Origin of the sequence: Variovorax sp. PAMC 28711, assembly GCF_001577265.1 — a bacterium.
Classification (GTDB): Bacteria; Pseudomonadota; Gammaproteobacteria; order Burkholderiales; family Burkholderiaceae_C; genus Variovorax.
In genome coordinates this window covers 1142059-1167505 of the sequence record NZ_CP014517.1, presented here as the reverse complement: position 1 = coordinate 1167505, position 25447 = coordinate 1142059, and the positions used below count along the sequence as shown (strand labels likewise).

The window sequence follows — 25447 nt, the reverse complement described above, 5'->3', positions numbered from 1 at the left end:
CGATGATAATGCGGCCCCATGGCACTTCCTTACGCTCCCGCACGCTGGCCCGCTGCCGCTTCTACCGTGGTGTTGTGGGCGTTGGCGGCGGCCAGTGTGGTGTTCTGGGGCCTGCGGCTTTCGTCGCCGTCCGATTCGCTGGCGCCGCCCGCCGTGACCGTCGCGCCGGCGGCCCCGCCCGATCCGGTGGTGCTGTCGCGCTTCTTCGGCGGCACGCCGGCCGAAACGGTAGCCAAGGTCGCGCCCGAGGCTTCGAGTCGCTTCGTGCTGCTCGGGGTGGTCGCCGATAGCGACCAGCAAGGCGCTGCGCTGATCGCGGTCGACGGAAAGGCGGCGCGTCCGTTTCGTGTCGGCGCCAAATTGAGCGATGACTTCGTGCTGCAGTCGGTGACCACGCGCGCCGCGACCCTCGGCGCGAGTGCCGGCTCGGCGCCGGCGTTCACGCTGCAGCTGCCGACACGCCCGCTGGCCCTTCCCGGCCCCCCGCGCGCGCCCTGATCAGGCCTGCAGGAACAACTTGTAGACCGGGTTGTTCGTCTCTTCGACGTACGGGTAGCCGAGCGTTTCCAGAAATTCGTTGAACACCGCGTTGTCGGCCGCAGGCACCTGCAGGCCGACCAGGATGCGACCGTAGTCGGCCCCCTGGTTGCGGTAGTGAAAGAGGCTGATGTTCCAGTTCGGACGCAGCAGGCTCAGGAACTTGAGCAGCGCGCCCGGCCGCTCGGGGAACACGAAGCGCAACAGACGCTCTTCCTGCGCCAGCCCGGTATGGCCACCGACCATGTGGCGGATGTGCTCCTTGGCCAGCTCGTCGTGCGTGAGGTCGATCGTGGCGAAGCGGTGCGCGACGAAGGTGTCGGCGATCGTCTTCGACTCGCCGCGCGTCGACGTCGTGAGGCCGACGAACACATGGGCCGACTTCGAATCGCTGATGCGGTAGTTGAACTCGGTCACGTTGCGCGACGCACCCGGTAGTTCGCCGACCAGTTCGCAAAAGCGGCGAAAGCTGCCCCGCTCTTCGGGAATCGTGACGGCGAAGAGGGCTTCGCGCTCCTCACCCACTTCGGCACGCTCGGCCACGAAGCGCAGGCGATCGAAATTCATGTTGGCGCCACACAGGATGGCCGCGTACGTTTCGCCGCGCGTGCGGTGCTTGTCCACGTACTGCTTGATGGCGGCAACCGCCAGCGCGCCGGCCGGCTCGACGATGCTGCGGGTGTCGATGAAGACATCCTTGATGCCGGCGCACACGGCATCGGTGTCGACCGTGATGAATTCGTCGACCAGGTTGCTGGCGATGCGGAAGGTTTCCTCGCCGACCAGCTTGACGGCCGTGCCATCGGAAAAGAGGCCGACGTCGGGCAGCGTGATCCGCTGCTTCGCCGCCACCGATTGCATCATCGCGTCGGAGTCGTTCATCTGAACGCCGATCACCTTGATCTCGGGACGCACGGCCTTGATGTAGTTGGCCACGCCCGAGATGAGCCCACCGCCGCCGATGGCGACGAACACGGCATCGAGCGGACCCTGGTGCTGGCGCAATATTTCCATCGCGACCGTGCCCTGGCCGGCGATCACGTCCGGGTCGTCGAACGGGTGCACGAAGGTCATGCCGTGCAGCTTCTGCTGCGCGAGCGCGTAGACGTGGGCGTCCGAATAGCTGTCACCGTGCAGATGCACTTCGCCGCCGAGCGCGCGCACGGCGTCGATCTTCAACTGCGGTGTCGTCAGGGGCATCACCACGACGGCGCGGGCGCCCAGCTTGCGGGCGCTCAACGCCACGCCCTGCGCGTGGTTGCCGGCGGACGCGCAGATCACGCCGACTGCCAGCTGTTCGGGCGTCAATTGCGCCATCTTGTTGTACGCGCCGCGCAGCTTGAAGCTGAACACGGGTTGCTGGTCTTCGCGCTTGAGAAGCACGGTGTTGCCGATGCGGGCGCTGAGCGCGGTTGCCGGCTCGAGCGCCGATTCGACCGCGACGTCGTAGACGCGCGCGGTCAGGATCTTTTTCAGGTAATCGGCAGGCGTGAGGGGCGAAGACATAGGGCCGCGATCATAGGCGCCGCAGTTGCCCAAGAAAAAAGCCCCGAGTCTTGCGACTCGGGGCTAAATCCACCAATTGGAAGGGTGGAGGAGACAACCGGTGCACCCGTTGAGGTGCGATGAAATAAAGTATATCGGCTGTTTGCTGCAATGCAACAAGCAGCGATGCTTTTCCCACACAAAGCGCTTGAGGCGTGATTTTTCCCCGCTGCCAGGCGCACTAAAGGCTGCAAAAAAATGGAATGCACAGTCAGTTGGACCGGCGGCGTTGGCGCCGAATCGCCGATGGGTTTTATCGCCGAAACCGGCAGCGGCCATGTGATCACGATGGACGGCGCGCCTGACGCCGCCAAACCGGAAAACGGTGGGCGCAATCTGGCGCCGCGGCCCATGGAAACGGTGCTCGCCGGGACGGGTGGCTGCACGGCTTACGACGTGGTGCTGATCCTGAAGCGCGGGCGTCACCAGGTCGAACGCTGCAGCGTCAAGCTGACCAGCGAAAGGGCTGAAAAAGACCCGAAGGTGTTCACGAAAATCCACCTTCATTTCACGGTGGCCGGCAAGAACATTCCGGAAGCTGCGGTCGAGCGTGCCATTGCGCTCAGCCACGAGACCTACTGTTCCGCCACGATCATGTTGGCGAAGACTGCCGTGGTCACGACCAGCTTCGAGCTGATCCATCTCTGAGCGCAGGGCGGCTCAGATGCGATGGGCGACCGTGGTCATCACGCGGGACGCCAGCCGCATCAAGCCCTTGACCGGCCGAGGCAACTCCCTGGCACCCGCGCTCCATGCCTGCGCCGCGTGACGCGCTTCATCGACTTTCATTTGTTCGATCACCGCACGTGAGGCGGTATCGCCGGCAGGCAGCCGGTCCAGGTGGCCGTCCAGATGCGCTTCGACCTGCTTTTCGGTTTCGGCGACGAAACCCAGGCTCCAGCGATCGCCCAGCCGGCCTGCCACCAATCCCAGGCCGAACGCCCCCGCATACCAAATCGGATTGAGGAGCGATGGCCGGGCGCCCAGCGCATCGAGGCGCTGTTGCGTCCACGCCAGATGATCGGTTTCTTCGCGTGCCGCTTCGGCGAAATGCGCCCGAAGGTTCGGATCGCGCGTGACAGCCGCCTGGGCTGTGTAGAGCGCCTGGGCGCATACCTCGCCCACATGGTTGACGCGCATCAACGCCCCGGCCTCCCTGCGATCGGCCTCGGCCAGAGCAGAAGGCGCTGATTCGGCCGCGGGCATGGCGCGCGTCGCGCGGGCAGGGGAGAACAAGGTACGCAGCGCCGAATCGGCGGCCGCCAGCAAAACGTCTGAATGGGCACTCATGGCGAGATTGGAACGTATTGCGCGCCCCCCGCGGCTGGAGCGGGTTTCCTTACATATTGTGACGTTCGGCGCACTCGCGGCCTTTGTTGCACCTGTGCAACGAAAGCCCCCGGACACCCGATTTTTCGGGCGATTTGTTTTGCCCTGCCGCGATGCCTCTGGTGCAATAGCAACAACTTCCCAAAAGGAGGTTGGCCCGGGGTCCGGTGGGAACACAAAAGTGCACGAGCACAGTGAGCCCTTCGCGCCGGAGCCCTATGTTTAACCTTGGAGAAACTTGCAATGAAAAAATCCCTAATTGCTCTGGCTGCACTGGCTGTCGCTAGCGTCGCCTCGGCTCAATCGTCCGTCACCCTGTTCGGCGTGGTTGATGCTTCGATCAGCGGCGTGTCGAACAAGGCCGACCTGGTTGTTGCCAACCCACTCGCCCTTATCAACAACCCTTTTGCCCTCTACGGCGTGCCTGGCTCGGCCAAGACGAGCAAGACCGGCTTGAACAACTCGGCCTACAACTCCAGCCGCATCGGCTTCCGTGGTACGGAAGACCTGGGCGGCGGTTTGGCTGCCGGCTTCTGGCTGGAAGGCGCACTGGCCAATGACGAAGGCGCATCGGGCGGCTCCACGGCATTCAGCAACGCAACGACCGGTCAGTTCAATCGTCGCTCGACGGTGAGCCTGTCGGGTGGCTTCGGTGAAATTCGCCTCGGCCGTGATTACAAGCCAACGTTCTGGAACCTGACCGTGTTCGACCCGTTCGGCACCAACGGTTCGGGCACCTCGCTGATCCAGAAGGCTTCGGGCCTGGAAACGTCGAACGTTCGCGCCGGTAACACGGTTGGCTACTTCCTGCCGCCGAACCTGGGTGGCTTCTACGGTCAAGTCCAGTACGCTTTCAGCGAACAACTGAAGGCCAACGACGGCCTGCAAGGCGCAGTGAACAACAACAGCCGTGGTGGCCGTTATGTCGGCGGTCGCTTCGGCTACGCCAACGGCCCGCTGGATGTGGCTGTCGCTTACAGCGAGCAGAACAACAGCTCCAGCTACCTGGCTGGTACCGACAACAAGGCTAAAGACCTGAACGTGGGCGCAAGCTACGACTTCGGCGTCGTGAAGCTCTACGGTATCGCCGGCACCATCAAGAACAAGGTTGACTACACCGGCAGCATCAATGCGCCTGCGTTCAATCCTTCGACCAAGATGGAAGGCTACCAGCTCGGCTTGACGGCACCTATCGGCGCTGGCCTGATCCGCGCTTCGTACGGCCACGTCAAGCTCAAGGTTGATCAGCAGCCCCTGCTGTTTCCTACTTTCTTCGCACCTGCTTACGAAGACCCGAAGGCTGATCAGTTCGCTCTCGGCTACGTGTACAACCTGTCCAAGCGCACTGCCCTGTACGCTACCGGCACGTACGTGAAGAACAAGAACGGCGCTGCTTACACTGCTGGTTCGGGCAACATCGACGCTGGCTTTGCTGCACCTGCAAATGGCTACGCATACCGCCCGAAGACCTCGATCGGCTACGACTTCGGTGTCCGTCACGCTTTCTAATTTGATGCTGGCTTCGCCAGTTCAAAGTTGAAAGACTCGAAAAGCCACTCGACGCAAGTCGGGTGGCTTTTTTTATTGGCCAGAACGGCGGCTCGGCACAGGGCTTGCTCAGTCTTCCGCTGTTCCCTACATACTCACTGATGTTCGTTTTCGTATTGCGTCGTTTGGTCCAGGCCGTGATCGTCATGGTCGTTGTGGCGTTCGTTGCGTTCCTGCTCTTCCAGTACGTTGGCGATCCCGTCGTGTTCCTGTTGGGTCAGGACGCCAAGCCGGAGCAGATCCGGCAGTTGCGCATCGACCTGGGTTTCGACAAACCCTTTGCGGTGCAGTTCTGGCACTTTCTCGTCAATGCGGCGCAGGGCGAATTCGGGCTGAGCCTGCGTCAGGGCGCGAAGGTGTCGCGTCTCATTGCCGAACGCCTCCCGGCCACGCTGGAACTGTCTTTGGTCGCCGCCGTGCTGGCGCTCGTTGTCGGGCTGCCCATGGGTGTGTATGCGGCCCTGCGTCGCGGAACCTTCGGCAGTCAGGCGCTGATGGCGCTGTCCTTGCTCGGCGTGTCGCTGCCGACCTTTTTGATCGGCATTCTGCTGATCCTCGTTTTTTCCGTGTGGCTCGGCTGGCTTCCCAGCTTCGGTCGCGGCGAGGTCGTGAGCCTGGGGTGGTGGACCAGCGGGTTGTTCACCCGCGACGGCTGGAGTCATCTGATCCTTCCGGCCATCACGCTCGCGGTGTTCCAGCTCACGCTGATCATGCGACTCGTGCGTTCTGAAATGCTCGAAGTGCTGCGCACCGACTACATCAAGTTCGCGCGTGCCCGTGGCCTGTCGGATCGCGCGATCCATTTTGGGCACGCACTGCGCAACACGATGGTGCCTGTGATCACGATCACGGGCTTGCAACTCGGCTCGCTCATTGCCTTCGCGATCATCACCGAGACCGTGTTCCAGTGGCCCGGCATGGGCCTGCTGTTCATCCAGGCCGTGACGTACGCCGACATTCCCGTGATGGCCGCCTATCTTTGTCTCATCGCGCTCATTTTCGTGACGATCAATCTGGTCGTCGATTTACTGTATTTCGCAGTCGACCCGCGGCTGCGCGTGTCGACCCTCGGGGGGCATTGATGGCGACGTCGACATCGCGGCTGCAGGTCTCGGGGCGGGCATTCGCCCACATCGCAAAGTTCTATCCCGAGATCGCCGCCTTCCGGCGCGACCTGCATGTGCATCCCGAACTGGGATTCGAGGAGGTCTACACCGGCGCCCGCGTGCACGAGGCACTCAAGGCCTGCGGCGTCGATGAAGTGCACACCGGCATCGGCAAGACCGGCTTGGTCGCGGTGATCCGCGGCCGGTCGACCGCCAGCGGCCGAATGATCGGCTTGCGCGCCGACATGGACGCACTGCCCATGAACGAAGACAACGACTTCGCATGGCGCTCTGCCAAGTCAGGACTCATGCACGGCTGCGGGCACGACGGCCATACCGCGATGCTGGTCGGCGCGGCGCGCTACCTGGCCGAAACGCGCAACTTCGATGGCACGGCGGTGTTGATCTTCCAACCCGGCGAAGAAGGCTACGCCGGCGCCCGCGTGATGATCGAAGACGGCCTGTTCGACCGCTTTCCCGTGCAGTCGGTCTATGCGATGCACAACTGGCCGGCCATGCCGGTCGGCACCATCGGCCTCAACAGCGGCGCCATGATGGCGGCGGCCGATCGCATCACGATCGAGGTTATTGGCAAAGGCGGCCACGGCGCGCACGCGTACCTCACGGTCGACCCGGTGCTGGTCTCGGCGCACATCATCACGGCGGTCCAGAGCATTGTGTCGCGCAACGTTCGCCCCATCGACGCGGCCGTCGTCAGCATCTGCGCGGTCCAGGCCGGCGACCTCGGCGCGATGAGCGTCGTACCCGGCAAGGCCGTGCTCGTGGGCACGGTGCGCACGTTCAGTGCCGCGGTGCAGATGCAGATCGAGAAGCGCCTGACCGAACTGTGTTCGTCCATCGCGGCCGGATTCGGCGCCAGCGCGACCGTCACCTTCGAGCGCATCTACCCGGCCACCCTCAACACCGCTGCCGAAGCGCGCTTCGCGGGCGACGTGGCGCAGAGCCTCGTCGGCACCGAAAACGTCGAGCGCCACATGGAGCCGAGCATGGGCGCCGAAGACTTCTCCTTCATGCTGCAGAAGAAGCCCGGCGCGTATTTGCGCATCGGTCAGGACGCCAGAGGCGGCGCCTTCCTGCACAACAGCCGGTACGACTTCAACGACGAGATCCTGCCGCTCGGCGCCGCGCTCCATGCCGGCCTGATCGAGCAGGGCATGCCATTGCAAGGCGCCGCGCGTTCTGCGCCGTCGTCCATCAAGGAAAGCGCCAAGCCCGGCGTGCACCAAATGGCGGCATGATCGCCGCCTTACCGATTCACCCTGTCCCCACACCCCGAGGAGTTTTCCCCATGAGTTTCAAGCGAAATGTGCTCGCAGCGTCCGTTTTCGTCGCGCTGGCAGCGACCAGTTTGATGGCAGGCGCGCAGACCATCCGTATTGCCAACCAGGGCGATGCACTGTCGCTCGACCCGCACTCGCTGAACGAATCGCTTCAGCTGAGCGTCGATGCCAACGTGTATGAAACGCTCGTCGGTCGCAACAAGGACCTGAGCCTCGCGCCCTTGCTCGCCACCAGCTGGAAGCAGACGTCGCCGACGGTCTGGCGCTTCGAATTGCGCAAGGGCGTTCAATTCCACGACGGCACGCCGTTCACGGCCGACGACGTCGTCTTCAGTTTCCAGCGCGCCAAGGGCGAAGGCTCCGACATGCAGTCGACCATCAGCTCGGTCAAGGAAGTGCGCAAGGCCGGTGATTTCGCCGTGGACATCGAAACGGCTGGGCCGTTCCCGATCCTGCCGGACGTCATCTCGCTCACCATGATCATGAGCAAGAAGTGGTGCGAAGAGAACGGCGCGACCAAGCCCGTCGATCGCCGCAAGGGCATCGAGAACACCGCATCTTTCAAGGCCAACGGCACCGGTCCGTTCCGCGTGCGCGAGCGCCAGCCCAACGTGCGCACCGTGTTCACGCGCAACGGCACCTACTGGGGCAAGATCGAAGGCAACGTGCAGGAAGTGATCTTCACGCCGATCGCCAACCCGGCCACGCGCGTCGCGGCGCTGGTGTCCGGCGAAGTCGATGTGATGGAACCCGTGCCCGTGCAGGACATCGCCCGCATCAACGCGAGCCCGACGGCGCGCGTGATCACCGGCCCCGAACTGCGCACCATCTTCCTGGGCATGGACCAGAAGCGCGACGAGCTGCTGTATTCCAGCGTGAAGGGCAAGAACCCGTTCAAGGACAAGCGCGTTCGCCAGGCGTTCTACCAGGCGATCGACATCGCCGGCATCCAGCGCACCGTGATGCGCGGCGCATCGCGCCCGACCGCGCTGCTGGTCGGCCCGGGCATCAATGGCTGGACCGAAGCACAGGACAAGCGCTTGCCCTACGACGTCGAAGCGGCCAAGAAGCTCTTGACCGAAGCCGGTTACCCCAACGGCTTCGAAGTGACGATGAACTGCCCGAACGACCGTTACGTGAACGACGGTCAGATCTGCCAGAGCGTGGCTTCCAGCCTCGCGAAGATCGGCGTGAAGATCAACCTCGCGACCGAGACCAAAGGCACCTACTTCCCCAAGGTCCTGCGCCGCGACACCAGCTTCTACCTGCTCGGCTGGACGCCCACCACGTACGACGCGCACAACGCGCTGAGCTCGCTCACTGCTTGCCCGGACGACAAGGGCACGGGCCAGTTCAACCTCGGCGCCTATTGCAATCCGAAGCTGGACGCCCTGACCAACCAGATCCAGGCCGAGACCGACAAGACCAAGCGCAACGAACTCATCAAGCAGGCTTTTGCACTGCATGCAGAAGACGTGGGCCATCTGCCGCTGCACCAGCAATCGCTGGCCTGGGGCGTCAGCAAGAAGGTCGAACTCGCACAACTCGCCGACAACTTCATGTACTTCAAGTGGATGAGCATTAAGAAGTAAACACGTTGACGGGGCATGGGCCCCTGCGAACCCCCACACGATGAAAAAAACTCTCGCTCGCTGGTACGACAGCGACGTCGGCTACAGCTTTCGCCATTCACCCGTCGCCATCACGGCGGCGTTGATCGCGTTCGTCTGTGTCTTCTGCGCCGTCTTCGCCGGATGGATCGCGCCGCACGATCCCTACAACCTCGCCACCCTGCGAAGCGAGGATGCGGCATTGCCGCCGGCCTGGATCGACGGCGGTTCGCGCAACTTCCTGCTGGGCACCGACGACCAGGGCCGCGACATCCTTTCGACGTTGATGTACGGCGCCCGCATCTCGCTGGTGGTGGGCATCGCGTCGGTGATCGTTTCGATGGTCGCGGGCGTGGCGCTCGGTTTGCTCGCCGGATTCCGCGGCGGCTGGATCGACAGCTTCCTCATGCGGCTGTGCGACGTGATGCTGTCGTTCCCGACGATCCTGGTGGCGCTGTTGATTGCCGGCGTGGGGCGCGCACTCTTTCCGAATGCGCAGAACACCGTGGCATTCGGCGTGCTCATCCTCGCCATCTCGCTCACCAAGTGGGTCGACTACGCGCGCACCGTGCGCGGCTCCACGATGGTCGAGCGCAACAAGGAATACGTGCAGGCCGCGCGCGTGACCGGCGTGCCACCGCTGCGCATCATGGCGCGTCACGTGCTGCCCAACGTGATGGGGCCGGTGTTCGTGCTCGCCACCATCCAGGTCGCGACGGCGATCATCACCGAGGCGACGCTGTCGTTCCTCGGCGTCGGCGTGCCGCCGACATCCCCGTCGCTCGGCACGCTCATCAGCAGCGGCAACCAGTTCCTGTTCTCGGGCGAGTGGTGGCTGTCGGTGTTTCCCGGCGGCGCGCTCGTGCTCATCGTGCTGAGCGTGAACATGCTGGGCGACTGGTTGCGCGATGCGCTCAACCCGAGGCTGCAATGAGCGCCAACCCGAAGCTTCTCGACGTCCAGCACCTCGTGGTGGAATTTCCCGGCCGACGCGGCACCTTGCGCGCGATCGACGACATTTCCTTCGACATCGCACCCGGGGAAATCCTCGGCGTGGTCGGTGAGTCCGGCGCGGGCAAGTCGCTGACCGGCGCATCGATCATCGGCCTGCTCGAGCCGCCGGGCCGCGTCGCGAGCGGCCAGATCATGCTCGAAGGCCAGCGCATCGATCAGCTCAACCACCAGCAGATGCGGCACATCCGCGGCAAGCGCATCGGTGCCATCTTTCAGGACCCGCTGACTTCGCTGAACCCGCTCTACACCGTGGGCCGGCAGATCACCGAGACCATCCGCGCGCACCTGCCGGTCAACGAGGCCGAGGCGCGGCGTCGTGCGATCTCGCTGCTCGAAGACACCGGCATTCCGGGCGCTGCTCAGCGCATCGACCACTACCCGCACCAGTTCTCCGGCGGCATGCGGCAGCGGGTGGTCATCGCACTGGCGCTGGCCGCCGAGCCGACGCTGATCGTCGCCGACGAGCCGACCACCGCGCTCGACGTGTCGATCCAGGCGCAGATCATTCAGTTGCTCAAGCGCCTGTGCAGGGAGCGCGGCGCTGCGGTGATGCTCATCACGCACGACATGGGCGTGATCGCCGAAACCTGCGATCGCGTCGCCGTGATGTACGCCGGCCGCATCGTCGAGATCGGCCCGGTGCACGAAGTGATCCATGCGCCTGCGCATCCCTACACCGCCGGCCTCATGGCTTCCATTCCCGACATGGCGATCGAACGCGATCGCCTGAACCAGATCGATGGTGCCATGCCCCGCCTCAATGCGATCCCGACGGGGTGCGCCTACCACCCACGCTGCCCGCGCGCCTTCGACCGCTGCACGCAGGAGCGACCCGAACTCATCGAAGCCGGTGCGACGCAAGCCGCCTGCTGGCTGCACGACATGCAGCATGCGAAGGAGCTCGTCGCATGAGCGCGCAACTGTCTACCGGTGCGCTGGTGCAGGTCGACGACCTGGCCCGCACCTTCGACGTGTCGGCGCCGTGGCTCAACCGCGTCATCGAGCGCAAGCCGCGCCTGCTGCTGCATGCGGTCGATGGCGTGAGCTTTTCGATTCCGCGCGGCCAGACGATGGCGCTGGTCGGCGAATCGGGCTGCGGCAAGAGCACCGTCGCGCGCTTGATGGTCGGCCTGTACGGCCCGAGCCGCGGCAGCGTGCGCTTCGATGGCGAGGATGTGCATGCCACCTTCGCTTCGACCCAAGGTCGCGCGCTGCGCCAGCGCATCCAGATGATCTTTCAGGATCCGTATGCCAGCCTGAACCCGCGCTGGACCGTGGAGTCGATCGTCGGCGAGCCGCTGCGCGAGCACGGCATCGTGACCGAGAAGGGTGCGCTCAAGGAGCGTGTGGGCGAGCTGCTGCGCTCGGTCGGCCTCAACCCGCTCGACGGCGTGAAGTACCCGCACCAGTTCTCGGGCGGACAGCGCCAGCGCATTTCGATTGCGCGCGCTTTGGCCACCTCGCCCGATTTCCTGGTGTGCGACGAGCCGACCTCGGCGCTCGACGTGAGCGTGCAGGCGCAGGTGCTCAACATCATGAAAGACCTGCAGCGCGAGCGCGGGCTGACCTATCTCTTCATTTCGCACAACCTCGCGGTGGTGCAGCACGTGAGCGACCACGTCGGCGTGATGTACCTCGGCCGGCTGGTCGAAGTCGCGCCCAAGCGCACGCTGTTTGCGACGCCGCGCCATCCCTACACGCGCATGCTGCTCGACGCGATCCCGCAGATGCACGCCACGGGCCGCGACCGCACGCCGGTTCAGGGCGAGGTGCCGAATCCGCTGGCGCCGCCGACCGGCTGCGCGTTTCACCCACGCTGCCCGCACGCCAACGCGCGCTGCTCGGCGGAACGGCCGAAGTTGCAGACCTTCGACGATGCCCAGGTCGCCTGCCACGCGGTCGAAGAAGGCCGTATCTAGGCCGGATCCAGGCGCTACTGTTCTTCACTCCAGGAGAAGCCGTCACGCGCGATCATCGCGCTCGACGCGCTCGGGCCCCAGGTGCCGGCTGCGTAAGGACGCGGACCGCCGTCGGCGCCCCAGCTGTCGATCAGCGGCTCGACCCAGCGCCAGGCTTCTTCCTGCTCGTCGCTGCGCACGAACAGGTTGAGACGGCCGTCGATCACGTCGAGCAGCAGGCGCTCGTAGGCACCGACGCGTTCGGTGCCGAAGCGCTTGTCGAAATCCAGGTCGAGTTGCACCGGCGCCAGCGGCACCATGCCGCTGCGCACGCCCCCCTTGGTGGTCACGCGCTGGTCTTGTGCCTGCGCGAGCAGGTGCAGTTCGAGCCCGTCCTTCGGTTGCAGGTTGATCACCAGCTTGTTCGCCACGCCGGTGGGCGTGCGGAAGATCGCATGCGGTGCCGGGCGGAAGTTCATCTCGATGCGCGCATCGCGCGAACCCAGCCGTTTGCCGGTACGGATGTAGATCGGCACGCCGGCCCAGCGCCAGTTTTCGATCTCGGTGCGCAGCGCGACGAAGGTTTCGGTGCGGCTGTCGGGCGGCACGCCGGTCTCTTCCTTGTAGCCCGGCACGCGTTCGCCGTAGGCCGTGCCGGCGGTGTACTGGCCGCGCACCGCGTGCAGGCCGAGTGTCTCCGGCGTCCAGCGCTTCAAGGAGCGCAGCACTTTCAGCTTCTCGTCGCGGATCGCGTCGGCGTGCGCGTTGATCGGCGGCTCCATGCCGATCGCGCACACCAGCTGCAGCGCGTGGTTCTGCACCATGTCGCGCAGTGCGCCGGTCTGGTCGTAGAACGCGCCGCGCTTCTCGACGCCCAGGTCTTCGGCGATCGTGATCTGGATGTTGGCGATGTGCTCGCGGCGCCAGATCGGCTCAAACAGCGAGTTGCCGAAGCGCAGCGCGAACAGGTTTTGCACCGACGGCTTGCCGAGGTAGTGGTCGATGCGAAAGACCTGGTTCTCGTTGAGCACCTTGCCGACCGCCGCGTTGATGGCGCGGTTCGATTCCAGGTCGTGGCCCAGCGGCTTTTCGAGCACGACGCGCGTGTTCGGCCCGTTGAGCCCGGCCGCCGCGATCTGCTCGACCGTTTGCGTGAAGAGCGCCGGCGCGGTGGCGACGTACATCACGACGGTGTCGGCGTTGCGTGACTTGAGCATGTCGGCCAGCCGCCCGTAGTCGGCTGGCTTGGACAGGTCGAGCCGCAGGTAGTACAGCATCGACGCGAATTCCTTGAATTCTTCTTCGCTCGGCCGCTTGGCGCCTTCCACGGCCTTGAAGCGCGACGAGATCAGCTCGCGGTACTGATCGTCCGAATGATCGTCGCGCGCGACACCGATGATGCGACCGCCCGGCGGCAGACTGCCGTGGCGGAACGCCTGGAACAGCGCGGGCATCAGCTTGCGCCAGGCGAGGTCGCCGGTGCCGCCGAACAGAACGAGATCGAAGCTCATGGGAGGGAAATCCGTGTGGTGGGAAGTGCCGAATCAGCTGCCACTTTAATGGTAGTTGCACCGATGCTTGAACCGTGCCAGCGGCGGTATGCTCGCGAGCGGCCTGAGGGGCCATTTCGTTTTTTTGAAGCTCGAGGTTGTATGAAGAAATTTTTGTGCGCTGCGGCGCTGATGGGTCTGTCGGCAGCCGCATCGGCACAACAGGTCAACGTGATCTGCTCGGTCCAGGCCGACTGGTGCAACATGATCGCCACGGTCTATGCGCGCACGACGGGCGTCAAGATCAACCTCGCGCTCAAGGGCTCCGGCGAGGCGCTGGCGCAGCTGGTCGCCGAAAAGGAGAACCCGAAGACCGACGTGTGGTTCGGTGGCACCGGCGACCCCCACCTTCAGGCGGCCGAGTCCGGCCTCACGCTCGAATACAAGTCGCCGTCCTTGCCGCAGCTTTATCCGTGGGCGCAACAGCAGGCGCAGCAGTCCGGCTACAAAACGGTCGGCATCTACTCGGGGCCGCTCGGCTTCGGCTACAACACCGAGCTGCTCAAGAAGAAAAAGCTGGCCGTGCCCATGACCTGGGCCGACCTGCTGAAGCCCGAATACAAGGGCGACATCCAGGTGGCGAACCCCGCTTCGAGCGGCACGGCCTACACGATGATTGCCACGCTCGTGCAACTCATGGGCGAAGACAAGGCCTTCGACTACCTCAAGGGCCTGCACAAGAACGTCGGCCAATACACCCGGTCGGGCACCGGCCCGATCAAGGCGGTGGCGCGCGGCGAAACGGCGGTGTCGATCAGCTTCGTGCACGACGCGCCGCAGGAAAAGATGCAGGGCTTTCCGGTCGAGACCGTGACGCCGGCCGAAGGCACCGGCGCCGAGATCGGCTCGATGAGCATCATCAAGGGCGCGCGCAACCTCGATCAGGCCAAGAAGTTCTACGAGTGGGCGTTGACGCCTGCTGCGCAGGCCTTCGGCGCGGCGTCCAAGCAGTATCAGCTGCCGTCGAACAAGGCCACGGTGGTCGATGCCAACGTGCCCGATTTCAAGAAGATCAAGCTCATCAATTACGACTACAAGAAGTACGGCGAGAGCTCGGAGCGCCGGCGCCTGATTGCGCGTTGGGAAAAAGAAGTCAATTCGCTGCCGCGCTGACCGGTGAACCGCCGTCCCAACGCCGCGATCTGGTTCTGTCTCGCGGCCGGATTGCTGGGTTATCTGGTCCTGCCCTGGTACGCGATTCAGGACACGAGTTGGTATGAAGCACTGCCGCGGGTGTTCGCCAGCGGCGAGGCTGCCAACGGCGTGCTGCAGGCCGCGATGCAAGGGCGCGACTGGCTCTTCCTCGGCGTGGCAGGGTTGGCGCTCTGCGCCATCGGCGCCGCGCTGCCGGCGGGCCGCGCACAAGGGCGCTGGTTGTTGGCGGGCGGGCTGGTCGGCGCGGCCGGGCTGGCGGTCAGCGGCTTCCTGATCGGTGCGCGCGGCTGGAGCAGCGCCTTCTTCAACACCACGTTCGGCGAACTGGCGATCAACCAGTTCGGCATCGGCGCCGGCGGCTTCGTCGTGTTGGTCGCGCTGATCCTGCTGGCGGCCTTCGGGCTGGCCCGGCTCGGTTTCTTCAAGGGAGATCTCTTCGTTTCCGGTGCGGTCATCGGCTGCGGCGTGCTGATGGCGCTGTTCATCGCCTACCCGGTGAGCAAGGCACTGGCCGGCGCGTTCCTCACTGAAGAGGGGCAATGGTCGTTGTCGGCTTTCGTCACGCGCGTTTTCACCGAGCGCATCTGGGGCCTGAGCTGCGTGGTGGGCGGCGTGCGTTGCGGGGTTGCCTGGAACACGCTCGCGCTCGCTCTCATCGTGGCGGCGGGCACCACTTTTCTCGGCACCTTGATGGCGTTGATGGCCGAGCGCGGCCACAAGCGCTGGCAAGGGCCGCTGCGCGTGCTGGCGCTGTTGCCGATCATCACGCCGCCTTTCGTGGTCGGGCTCGGGCTGATCCTGCTGTTCGGCCGCGCGGGTGTGGTGAACCAGGTGCTGGAAAGCCTGTTCGGCGTCGAGCCGTCGCGCTGGTTCTATGGGCTCAAGGGGTTGGTCATTGCGCAACTCTTCGCGTTCACGCCGATCGCTTTCATGATCATGCGCGGCGTGGTGCAGGGCATCGCGCCGAGCCTGGAAGAAGCGGCGCTGATGCTGCGCGCCGACCGCCGTCGCACGTTTTTCACCGTGACGCTGCCGTTGCTCAAGCCCGGACTGGCCAACGCGTTCCTCGTCGGCTTCATCGAAAGCATCGCGGACTTCGGCAATCCGATCGTCGTCGGCGGCGACTACTCCGTGCTGTCGACCGACATCTTCTTCGCGATCGTCGGCGCCCAGAACGATCCGGGCCGTGCGGCCTCGCTCGCGTGGATCCTCACCTTCTTCGCGCTCGGTGTGTTCGCATTGCAGCGCGGCGTGCTCGGCAAGAAGAACTACACGACCGTGAGCGGCAAGGGCGACGCCGGCATTCCGATGCCGCTGCCCGACGGCGTGCGCCGTACCATCTATTCGATCGCGTTCCCGTGGATTGTGTTCACGCTGGTGGTCTATCTCTTCGCCTTCGCGGGCGGCTTCGTCCAGACCTGGGGTCGCGACTACACGCTCACGCTGAACCACTTCAAGACGGCGTTCTCGCTGGAGTGGGGACAGTTCGGTCTGGTGTGGGCCGGCACCGCGTGGAACTCGCTCATCACCACGGTGAAGCTGGCCGCGATCTCGGCACCGATCACCGCGACGCTGGGCCTGCTGATCGCGTGGCTGCTGGCGCGCAACGAGTTCAAAGGGCAGGGCGCTTTCGAGTTCGCGGCGCTGCTGGCGTTCGCGATTCCCGGCACCGTGCTCGGGGTGAGCTACATCCTCGCGTTCAACGTACCGCCGCTGGAGCTCACGGGCACCGGCCTCATCATCGTGTTGTGCTTCATGTTCCGGAACCTGCCGGTGGGTGTGCGGGCGGGCACGGCGGCGTTCAAGCAACTCGACCGCTCGCTCGACGAAGCCTCGCTGATGCTGCGTGCGTCGACCTCGCAGACGCTTTTCAAGGTCGTGCTGCCGCTGTTGAAGCCGGCGCTGGTGGCCGCGCTGGTGTACAGCTTCGTGCGCTCCATGACGACGGTGAGCGCGGTCATCTTCCTGGTCACGGCCGAGAACGAACTCGCGACCACCTACATCATCGGCCGCGTCGGCAATGGCGACTACGGCGTCGCGCTGGCGTATTGCACGGTGCTCATCGTGCTGATGTCGGCGGCCATCGCGCTGATCCAGTTCGTGGTCGGCGAACGCAAGCTGGGCCGCCGCAAGGCGGGCCCACCCACTACCGAAAGACTGGCATGAGCGGCATCGTTTTCAAGGACATCACCAAGCGCTACGGCACCGACCCGCGCGCGCCGCTCGCGGTCAAGGGCATCAGCTTCGAGGTGCCCGAAGGCACGCTGACCACCATCCTGGGCCCGTCGGGCTGCGGCAAGACGACCACGCTGCGGATGATCGCGGGGCTCGAATCGCCGACGTCGGGTTCGATCGTCATGGGCGGGCGCGACGTCACCACGCTCGGCCCGGCCGACCGCAATGTCAGCATGATGTTCCAGAGCTATGCGCTGTTCCCGCACATGAACGTCATCGAGAACGTCGGTTACGGATTGCGCATGAGCGGCGTCAAGAAAGAGGAGACCACCTCCCGGGCGCGCGAGGCGCTGCGCGGCGTCGGCCTGGTCGGCTTCGACGAGCGGCTGCCGAGCGAACTTTCGGGCGGCCAGCAGCAGCGCGTGGCGCTGGCGCGCGCATTGGTGCTGGAGCCCGCGGTGCTGCTGTTCGACGAGCCACTCTCCAATCTCGACGCGCGCCTGCGCCGCGAGATGCGCGAAGAGATCCGCGCCATCCAGCAGCGCCTGAGACTCACGGTCGCCTATGTCACGCACGACCAGAGCGAAGCGCTCGCGGTCAGCGACCAGATCATCGTGATGGACCATGGCGTGATCGCGCAGCGCGGCACGCCCGAGGCTTTGTACGGCAAGCCCGAGAGCGAATTCGTCGCCGGCTTCATGGGCGAGGCGATGGTGTTCCCGGCGGTGGCGCAACCCGACGGCCGCGTGGCGCTCGGCCCGTTGACGCTGGCGCCGCGCTACAACGTGCCGCCCGGCGTTGTGAAAGTCGCTGTGCGGCCCGAGGCCTGGCAGATCGGCGCGGCTGTCGGGCTGGACGCGCGCTGTACCAAGTCGACCTATCTCGGCAGCTTCTACGAGTACAACTTCGACACCGCGCTGGGGTCGGTCTTCGTGGTGTCGTCCGACCTGTCGCATCCGCTGGCTGTCGGCGCCCAAACCACCTTGGCGCTGGCCAGCCATGGTGTGTCGGTCGTGACAGGCGCCGCCTGAGTCCTGCGCCGATGAACATCGTCTTCGATTTCGGCGCCGTGCTGCTCGAGTGGGAGCCGGTGGCACTGGTGCGGACGCATCTGGGTCTCCATGCGCCGACGGCGGAAGCCGCACACGCATTGGCTCGCGCGATGTTCGGCCATGAGGACTGGTGGGGATTCGATCGCGGCACGCATCCGCTGGAAGTCGCAGTGGGGCGCATGGCCAAGCGGCTTTCCCTGCCGCCCAACACGCTGAGCGACTTTCTGGCGCCGATGGGCGAGCGGCTGCAGCCTGTCCCGGTGACGGTGAACCTCTTGGACACACTGCGCCAGCGCAGGGATGCAGGGGAAGACCTGCATCTTTACTACCTCTCGAACATGTCGGTGCCCTACGCGCGAGCGCTCGAGGCGCGGGGGCTTTTCTTGCCGTGGTTCGAGGGCGGGATCTTTTCAGGCGATGTGAAGTTGATCAAGCCACAGCGCGAAATCTACGAGCTGCTGGCGACGCGCTACGGTCTCGACGCGGCAGAGACGATCTTCATCGACGACTCGATCGCGAACGTCGACGCCGCACGAAGGTTCGGCTGGCAGGCGATCCATTGCGAAGCCCCGAGCGCGCTTCCCCAGCAGCTCGCACACGCCTTGACGCATCGCGTCTCGCCAGGTCTCAACGCGCCGTCGTGACGGTCTCGCCTGTGCGGACGACCTTGTCGACATCGAAGCCAAGACTGCGCGCGTACTCGAGTTGCTCGCGCAGCGTCGCCTCGTCCAGCTTCGGCGTGCGCGACAGCACCCACAGATAGTCGCGGTTCGGCGCGCCGACGAGCGCGACCTGGTAGTCGCGGTCGAGCTTCAGGATCCAGTAGTCGCCCCACACAGCGGGCAACCAGCTCAACCATGCCGGTGCGAAGCGCACTTCGAGACGTCCGGCTCCGGGCTGGCCGGCCACTGGAACGACCCGTGCCGACCCGGCGACCTCATCGAATTGGCCGTCGGCCAGCCCGCATCGATTGACCACTTGCACCGTGCCGTCTTCCTGCGGCGTGTACTCGGCGGTGACCGGCCCGACGCATTTTTTCTCGAACCGATTCGGCAAGCGTGCCTGCTCGTGCCACAAACCGGCGTAGCGCTTCAGGTCCACCGGCGCGACCACTTGCAGCGGCGCGCGCATGAGCGGCGCGCCATCGGCCGGGCCGGCGCCAGTCTGAGCCCGCGCCGTGCGTGCGGTGCTCAGCGCGATCAGGGCCACCACGCCGCCCACGCAAAAGGCAGCGGCCAGCGTGCCGATGGACACGCTGCGCGCGCGGTCGTGCTCGGCGGAACTCGATGGCGGGGATGCCAGTTCGTTGCGGGAGAAGCGAAAGGACATGGTTTTCCTCCTGATAGAACAGCGTTGAAGGATAGCCGCGGCTTTCCCGGTGCCGCGTCAGCAACGGACCACGGGGGCTGTCGGCGTCGGGCGCAATGCCCGCACCAGAGCATCCGGCTTCGTCAACAACGTGTGAACAGCGCGGAAGTGCGCAGGATAATGATTCGATGAACCAACTCGACGCTCTCCGCCAATGGACCACCGTGGTGGCCGACACCGGCAACTTCAACGACTTTGCCAAGTTCAAGCCGACCGACGCGACGACCAATCCGTCGCTCATCCTCAAAGCCGTGCAGAACGACGCCTACCGGCCCTTGCTGGAAGAGACCGTCGCCAAGCACAAGGGCAAGCCGCTCGACGAAGTGATCGACCGGCTGCTCGTGCGCTTCGGGACTGAAATTCTCTCGATCATTCCGGGCCGCGTGTCTACCGAAGTCGATGCGCGCCTGAGCTTCGACACCGCCGGCACGATTGCGCGCGCCGATCGCATCGTCGCGCTGTACCGCGCCGAGGGCATCGAGATCGAGAAGCGCCTGCTCATCAAGGTGGCGTCCACCTGGGAAGGCATCGAGGCCGCGCGCGAACTGCAGAAGAAGGGCATCAACACCAACCTCACCTTGCTGTTCTCGTTCGCACAGGCGGTGGCGTGCGGCGACGCAGGCGTGAAGCTCATTTCGCCGTTCGTCGGTCGCATCTACGACTGGTACAAGAAGTCGGCGGGCGCCAAGTGGGACGAGGCAGCCAACGCGGGCGCCAACGATCCGGGCGTGAAGTCGGTCCAGCAGATCTACAACTACTACAAGAAGCAGGGCATCGCCACCGAGGTGATGGGTGCGAGCTTCCGCAACGTCGGCCAGATCGCCGCGCTGGCGGGTTGCGACCTGCTCACGATCAGCCCCGACCTGCTCGGCGAACTCGCCGGCAGCGAAGCGCCGCTCACCCACGCGCTCGACGCCGAGGCCGCGAAGAAAATCGACGTCGAGAAGGTGTCGTACGACGAAGCTTCTTTCCGTTTCGCGATGAACGAAGATGCGATGGCCACCGAGAAACTCGCCGAAGGCATCCGCGCCTTCGCGGCCGACGCGGTCAAGCTCGAAAAGTTGATGGTGACGAAATGAGCACGCGCTGCGACCGCACGAGCGCATGGGGTTCGCTGCAGTCGCAGTACGACACGTCGGGCCGCGACTTCGATCTGCGTGAAGCGTTCAAGAACGATGCCACGCGTGTGGCGTCGTTCAGCCAGGAAGCGCCTTTTCTGTTTGCCGACCTGTCGAAGAATCTTGTCGACGTCGCCACCGAAAAGCTGTTGTTCGAACTGGCCCGCGAGTGCGGCCTCGAGGCGCACCGCGACGCGATGTTCGCAGGCAAGCACATCAACAGCACCGAAGACCGCGCGGTACTTCACACCTTGCTGCGCAGCCCGGATGCGACGCCCGAAGTGCTGCAGACGCTCGACGCGATGCTCGCTTACGCGGAGCACGTGCGCGGCGACCACACCATCACCGACGTGGTGAACATCGGCATCGGCGGCTCCGATCTCGGGCCGCAGATGGCCGTGCTCGCCATGGCCGAATTCGTCGCGCCGGGCAAGCGCTTTCACTTCGTCTCCAACGTCGATGGCCACGAACTGGCCGGCGTGCTGCGCGACCTCGCGCCTGAACATACCCTGTTCCTGATCGCGTCGAAGACCTTCACCACCGCCGAGACCATGACCAACGCGCTGTCGGCCAAGCGCTGGTTCGAGCGGGCCGGCGGGCTGGACATTGCGCGTCATTTCGCGGCGCTGACCACCAACGTCGAGGCCGCGAAGGCGTTCGGCATCACGACGACCTTCGGTTTCTGGGACTGGGTCGGCGGTCGCTACTCGCTCTGGTCGGCCATCGGCCTGCCGATTGCGCTGGCCATCGGCGCCGAGGGATTTCGGGGAATGCTCGCGGGCGCACACGCGATGGACGAGCACTTTCGCACCGCGCCGCTGGCGCAGAACCTGCCCGTGCGGCTCGGCCTGCTCGACGTCTGGTATCGCAACTTCCACCGCTTCACCACGCGCAGCATCGCGCCGTACCACAGCGCGCTCAAGCGGCTGCCTGCCTACCTGCAGCAACTCGAGATGGAGAGCAACGGCAAGCAGGTCGACATCGATGGCCAGTCGTTGACTTACGGCACCTCGCCGGTGCTCTGGGGCGAACCCGGCACCAACGGCCAGCATGCCTACTTCCAGATGCTGCATCAGGGCACGGACGTCACCCCGCTGGAATTCATTGCGGTGCGCGATGCCTCGCACGACCTCGAAGGCCACCACGCCAAACTGCTCGCCAATTGCATCGCGCAGGCGCAGGCGCTGATGGTCGGCCAGCACGATGCCGGCGGCCACAAGAACTTCCCGGGAAACCGGCCGAGCACCTTCTTCGTGTTCGAGACACTGTCGCCCGAAACGCTCGGCGCCTTCCTCGCGATGTACGAACACCGCGTGTTCACGAGCGGTGCGCTGTGGGGCATCAACAGTTTCGACCAGTGGGGCGTCGAGCTCGGCAAGGTGCTGGCGAAAGACATCGAACCCCGTCTCGCTTCGGGCGCTACGGACGGCCTGGACGCGTCGACGGCAGGCCTCTTGGTGCGGCTCAAGCCGGCCTGAGCACGCCTCTGGCGGGGTGCCGCCGAATATGATGCCCGGGGGAATTTCCCGCGGGGTTAACAAAGAGGAGTTGTTTGTGAATATTCAGGAATCCGTCAAGACGTGCTTTGCCAAGTACGTCGATTTTTCCGGTCGCGCGTCGCGTTCCGAGTACTGGTGGTTCGTGCTGGCCGAGGTGATCGTCCTGATCATCACCGGCTTCATCCACGAGTACGTCTACTTTCTGGCCGCACTCGCCTTGATCCTCCCTGCACTCGCCGTGGGCGCCCGCCGCCTGCACGACATCGGCAAGAGCGGCTGGTTTCTGCTGCTTGGCCTGATCCCGATCGCCAACTTCGTGTTGCTGTATTTCCTGGTGCAGCCGAGCCAGCCGGAAAGCAACGCCTACGGCGCACCGCCGACGGCCTGAGCCGCAACGCTTTCCTGTTGTCAAAGGCCGCCCTGTGCGGCCTTTTTCTTTGCGCCCGCCCAAACGGTTACATCCTGTATTGCCAGGATCAGGGATTTCACTAGGCAAACGGTGCGTGAAAGTATCAGCACGGGCGGATGAAGTACCAAAACTGCAACGCCGAATCCTCAGAATCCCGGCACGGCGATCGACGGTCGCTGCCTACAACAGGAGACATTTCATGAAGCGTTTCGTCAAAGCCGGCCTCGTCGTCGCACTCGCCGCCGCGGGCGTGGCCCACGCAGCCACCGAACTGGTCATCGCCACCGTCAACAACGGCCACATGATCGAGATGCAGAAACTCACGCCGATCTTCGAAAAAGCCAACCCCGACATCAAGCTCAAATGGGTCACGCTGGAAGAAGGCACGCTGCGCCAGCGCGTGACGACCGACATCGCCACCAAGGGCGGCCAGTTCGACGTGATGACCATCGGGCTCTATGAAGCGCCGATCTGGTCGAAGAAGGGCTGGCTCAAGCCGATCGCGACCGACGCCGCCTACGACGTCGACGACATCCTCCCCGCCATTCGCAGCGGCCTCTCGCTCGACGGCAAGCTCTTCGCGGCACCGTTCTACGGCGAAAGCTCGATGCTCATGTACCGCAAGGACCTGGCCGACAAGCTCGGCATCAAGATGCCCGACCAGCCGACCTGGGCGCAGGTCAGGGACTTCGCCGACAAGGCCAACGACCCGAAGGCGGGCGTCTACGGCATGTGCCTGCGCGGCAAGCCGGGCTGGGGCGACAACATGGCCTTCCTGACCACGCTGGTGAACACCCACGGCGGCCAGTGGTTCGACATGCAGTGGAAGCCGCAGATCGACACCAAGCCCTGGAAGGACGCGATCACCTTCTACGTCGACATGATGAAGAAGGACGGCCCGCCGGGCGCGTCGGCCAACAGCTTCAACGAGAACCTCGCGCTGTTCAACGAAGGCAAGTGCGCCGCGTGGGTCGATGCCACGATCGCTGCGTCGTTCATCTCCGATCCGAAGCAGTCGAAGGTCGCCGACAAGGTGGCCTTCGCCCAGGCGCCGACCGCCTCCACGCCCAAGGGTGCCAACTGGCTCTGGTCGTGGAACCTGGCGATTCCCGCCAGCTCGTCGAAAGACGCTGCGGCCCAGACCTTCATCAAGTGGGCAACGTCCAAGGACTACATCAATTTGGTCGCCAAGGAAACCGGCTGGGCATCGGTGCCGACCGGCACGCGCAAGTCGACCTATGCCAATCCGGAGTTCCAGAAGGCTGCCAAGTTCGCCGCTGCCGAAAAGAAGGCGATCGATTCGGCCAACCTGACCGACAGCACGCTGCCGAAGTCGCCGTACATCGGCGTGCAGTACGCAGCGATTCCGGAGTTCCAGGCGATCGGTGTGGCCGTCGGCCAGCAGATGAGTGCAGCGCTCGCCGGCAAGGTGACGGTGGACCAGGCCCTCAAGACGTCGCAGACCGCCGCAGAACGTGAGATGAAAAAGGGCGGGTACTACAAGTAACCGCCTCCGGCCTGCCAGGGGAGCGATCACATGAAACGCTTACTGCCCCGGGTGCTGATGGCACCCGCCGTGCTCACGCTCTTCCTCTGGATGATCGTGCCGCTCGCGATGACGTTGTATTTCTCCTTCGTGAACTACAACCTCAACGACCCCATGCCGCTGTTCGACAGGGCGTTCGCGGGCCTCGAGAACTTCGAGTACTTCATCACCGACCCGGACTTCTGGCCGGCGGTGTGGAACACGCTGCTGCTCATCGGCAGCGTCATCGTGATCACGGTGGTGATGGGCGTGTTGCTGGCCTTGCTGGTCAACGAGCCGTTCCCGGGCCGCGGCATCGTCCGCGTGTTGCTGATTTCTCCTTTCTTCGTCATGCCCGCAGTCAACGCGCTGCTGTGGAAGCACATGATGATGAACCCCATCTACGGCGTGCTGGCCGACGTGTGGCGCGTGTTCGGCGCGACGCCGGTCGACTGGCTGACCGATTGGCCCTTGCTCTCTGTGATCATCATGGTGGCCTGGCAATGGCTGCCGTTCGCCTGCCTGATCTTCATCACGTCGCTGCAATCGCTCGACCGCGAACAGATGGAAGCCGCGCGCATGGACGGCGCCACGGCACCGCAGCGGTTCTTCTACCTGACCATCCCGCACCTCGGCCGTCCGATGGCCGTGGTGATCATGATCGAGATGATCTTCCTGCTCAGCGTGTTCGCCGAGATCGCCATCACCACCAACGGCGGTCCGGGCAATGCGAGCACCAACCTGACCTACATGATCTTCAAGCAGTCGCTGATGAATTTCGACGTGGGCGTGGCGTCGGCCGGCGCGCTCTTCGCGGTGATCCTCGCGAACATCGTGGCCGTCTTTCTGATTCGTATCGTCGGCAAGAACCTGGACTGAGCACGTCATGCACACCCACCCCCTGCTCACTGCCTTGCGCACGATTTCGGCCTGGGCCGTCACGCTGCTGCTGTTCTTTCCGCTCGGCTGGTTGTTCCTCACCGCCTTCAAGACCGAGCTGCAGGCCATCGCCGTGCCGCCGCTCTTCTTCTTCGAGCCGACGATGGAAAACTTCGGCGAGGTGCAGCGTCGCAGCGACTACCTGCTGTACGCGCGCAACTCGCTGATCACGAGCCTCGGCTCGACCCTCCTGGGCCTGTTGATTGCGGCACCGGCGGCCTACTCGATGGCCTTCTTTCGCACGAAGCGCACGCGCGACATCCTCATGTGGATGCTCTCGACCAAGATGATGCCGGCCGTCGGCGCGCTGATGCCGATCTACGTGCTGGCACAAAGCGCCGGGCTGCTGGATTCGCTCACCGCGCTCACCCTCGTGTTCACGCTGTCGAACCTGCCGATCATGGTCTGGATGCTCTACACGAACTACAAGGACATCCCGCCCGAGATCCTCGAAGCGGCGCGCATGGACGGCGCCGGCATCTGGAAGGAATTTCGCTACGTGGTGCTGCCGCTGTCGGTCGGCGGGCTCGCGTCGACCGGCCTGCTGTGCCTGGTTCTGAGCTGGAACGAGGCGTTCTGGGCGCTCAATTTGGTGTCGGCCAAGGCCGGCACGCTGGCCACGCTGATCTCGCAGTACTCCAGCCCCGAAGGCCTCTTCTGGGCCAAGCTCTCGGCCGCTTCGCTGATGGCGATCGCACCGATCGTCGTGTTCGGCTGGTTCTCGCAAAAGCAACTCGTCCAGGGACTGACCTTCGGCGCGGTGAAGTAA

At 64.6% G+C, this 25447-nt stretch carries 23 protein-coding genes; 19 read left to right on the top strand and 4 right to left on the bottom strand.

What is annotated here, in order from left to right; genetic code table 11:
- The first annotated feature begins 18 nt into the window (after positions 1-18).
- Entirely contained in the window at positions 19-498 is a 480-nt protein-coding gene (locus AX767_RS05910; protein WP_068629506.1) for a type II secretion system protein N, read from the top strand.
- Here the strand turns inward: AX767_RS05910 and ilvA are convergent, their stop codons facing one another.
- On the bottom strand, positions 499-2043 hold the full coding sequence (gene ilvA / locus AX767_RS05905; protein WP_068629504.1) for a threonine ammonia-lyase, biosynthetic: 1545 nt from the start codon (positions 2041-2043) through the stop codon (positions 499-501).
- A gap of 237 nt (positions 2044-2280) precedes the next feature.
- On the opposite strand from ilvA, the gene AX767_RS05900 reads away from it, so the two are divergent.
- Positions 2281-2730 carry an OsmC family protein gene (locus AX767_RS05900; protein ID WP_068629502.1) on the top strand — a complete coding sequence of 150 codons (450 nt, stop codon included), beginning with the start codon at positions 2281-2283 and terminating at the stop codon, positions 2728-2730.
- Between the two features lie 12 nt (positions 2731-2742).
- Here AX767_RS05900 and coq7 read toward each other — a convergent pair whose 3' ends face one another.
- On the bottom strand, positions 2743-3372 hold the full coding sequence (gene coq7 / locus AX767_RS05895) for a 2-polyprenyl-3-methyl-6-methoxy-1,4-benzoquinone monooxygenase (protein WP_068629500.1): 630 nt from the start codon (positions 3370-3372) through the stop codon (positions 2743-2745).
- Positions 3373-3654: 282 nt separating this feature from the next.
- On the opposite strand from coq7, the gene AX767_RS05890 reads away from it, so the two are divergent.
- From AX767_RS05890 to AX767_RS05860, 7 genes are all read left to right on the top strand, one after another.
- On the top strand, positions 3655-4920 hold the full coding sequence (locus tag AX767_RS05890; protein ID WP_068629498.1) for a porin: 1266 nt from the start codon (positions 3655-3657) through the stop codon (positions 4918-4920).
- Between the two features lie 140 nt (positions 4921-5060).
- Complete coding sequence (locus tag AX767_RS05885) at positions 5061-6041, top strand: ABC transporter permease (protein ID WP_068629496.1); 981 nt, start codon at positions 5061-5063, stop codon at positions 6039-6041.
- Positions 6041-7324 (top strand): M20 aminoacylase family protein, encoded by a 1284-nt coding sequence (locus tag AX767_RS05880; protein WP_082754847.1) that lies wholly within the window; start codon positions 6041-6043, stop codon positions 7322-7324. Before AX767_RS05885 ends, AX767_RS05880 begins: the two co-directional genes overlap by 1 nt.
- A 50-nt stretch (positions 7325-7374) precedes the next feature.
- The gene (locus tag AX767_RS05875; protein WP_068629494.1) at positions 7375-8958 is read left to right on the top strand and encodes an ABC transporter substrate-binding protein; all 1584 of its coding nucleotides are present in this window, start codon (positions 7375-7377) and stop codon (positions 8956-8958) included.
- A gap of 40 nt (positions 8959-8998) precedes the next feature.
- Positions 8999-9910 (top strand): ABC transporter permease, encoded by a 912-nt coding sequence (locus AX767_RS05870; RefSeq protein WP_068629492.1) that lies wholly within the window; start codon positions 8999-9001, stop codon positions 9908-9910.
- A complete protein-coding gene (locus tag AX767_RS05865; protein WP_068629490.1) occupies positions 9907-10902 on the top strand; it encodes an ABC transporter ATP-binding protein in 996 nt (331 codons plus the stop codon). The genes AX767_RS05870 and AX767_RS05865 overlap by 4 nt, the downstream gene beginning before the upstream one ends.
- Positions 10899-11909: an ABC transporter ATP-binding protein gene (locus tag AX767_RS05860; protein WP_068629489.1), complete on the top strand. Its 1011-nt coding sequence runs from the start codon at positions 10899-10901 to the stop codon at positions 11907-11909. Before AX767_RS05865 ends, AX767_RS05860 begins: the two co-directional genes overlap by 4 nt.
- A gap of 14 nt (positions 11910-11923) precedes the next feature.
- Here the strand turns inward: AX767_RS05860 and zwf are convergent, their stop codons facing one another.
- On the bottom strand, positions 11924-13399 hold the full coding sequence (zwf, locus tag AX767_RS05855; protein WP_068629487.1) for a glucose-6-phosphate dehydrogenase: 1476 nt from the start codon (positions 13397-13399) through the stop codon (positions 11924-11926).
- A gap of 141 nt (positions 13400-13540) precedes the next feature.
- Here zwf and AX767_RS05850 point away from each other — a divergent pair, with 141 nt between their 5' ends.
- Genes AX767_RS05850 through AX767_RS05835 form a run of 4 tightly spaced genes read left to right on the top strand, consistent with a single transcriptional unit; the run spans position 13541 to position 18464 of the window.
- On the top strand, positions 13541-14551 hold the full coding sequence (locus AX767_RS05850) for an ABC transporter substrate-binding protein (RefSeq protein ID WP_068629485.1): 1011 nt from the start codon (positions 13541-13543) through the stop codon (positions 14549-14551).
- A 3-nt stretch (positions 14552-14554) separates the two neighbouring features.
- Positions 14555-16759 (top strand): ABC transporter permease, encoded by a 2205-nt coding sequence (locus AX767_RS05845; protein ID WP_068629483.1) that lies wholly within the window; start codon positions 14555-14557, stop codon positions 16757-16759.
- Entirely contained in the window at positions 16756-17799 is a 1044-nt protein-coding gene (locus AX767_RS05840) for an ABC transporter ATP-binding protein (protein WP_068629481.1), read from the top strand. Before AX767_RS05845 ends, AX767_RS05840 begins: the two co-directional genes overlap by 4 nt.
- 11 nt (positions 17800-17810) lie before the next feature.
- Positions 17811-18464 carry an HAD family hydrolase gene (locus AX767_RS05835; protein WP_068629479.1) on the top strand — a complete coding sequence of 218 codons (654 nt, stop codon included), beginning with the start codon at positions 17811-17813 and terminating at the stop codon, positions 18462-18464.
- On the opposite strand, the gene AX767_RS05830 is transcribed toward AX767_RS05835, so the two are convergent.
- Positions 18448-19149 (bottom strand): lipocalin family protein, encoded by a 702-nt coding sequence (locus tag AX767_RS05830; RefSeq protein WP_068629477.1) that lies wholly within the window; start codon positions 19147-19149, stop codon positions 18448-18450. The genes AX767_RS05835 and AX767_RS05830 overlap by 17 nt on opposite strands.
- Positions 19150-19316: 167 nt before the next feature.
- Here AX767_RS05830 and tal point away from each other — a divergent pair, with 167 nt between their 5' ends.
- From tal to AX767_RS05800, 6 genes are all read left to right on the top strand, one after another.
- Complete coding sequence (gene tal / locus AX767_RS05825) at positions 19317-20267, top strand: transaldolase (RefSeq protein WP_068629475.1); 951 nt, start codon at positions 19317-19319, stop codon at positions 20265-20267.
- Positions 20264-21784, top strand: coding sequence for a glucose-6-phosphate isomerase (pgi, locus tag AX767_RS05820; protein ID WP_068629473.1), 1521 nt, complete (start codon positions 20264-20266; stop codon positions 21782-21784). The genes tal and pgi overlap by 4 nt, the downstream gene beginning before the upstream one ends.
- A 76-nt stretch (positions 21785-21860) precedes the next feature.
- Positions 21861-22193, top strand: a complete 333-nt coding sequence (locus AX767_RS05815) for a DUF805 domain-containing protein (protein WP_068633395.1) — start codon at positions 21861-21863, stop codon at positions 22191-22193.
- 220 nt (positions 22194-22413) lie between these two features.
- Positions 22414-23721 (top strand): ABC transporter substrate-binding protein, encoded by a 1308-nt coding sequence (locus AX767_RS05810; RefSeq protein ID WP_068629471.1) that lies wholly within the window; start codon positions 22414-22416, stop codon positions 23719-23721.
- A gap of 30 nt (positions 23722-23751) precedes the next feature.
- Positions 23752-24618, top strand: a complete 867-nt coding sequence (locus AX767_RS05805) for a carbohydrate ABC transporter permease (RefSeq protein ID WP_068629469.1) — start codon at positions 23752-23754, stop codon at positions 24616-24618.
- Positions 24619-24625: 7 nt separating this feature from the next.
- Entirely contained in the window at positions 24626-25447 is an 822-nt protein-coding gene (locus tag AX767_RS05800) for a carbohydrate ABC transporter permease (RefSeq protein WP_068629467.1), read from the top strand.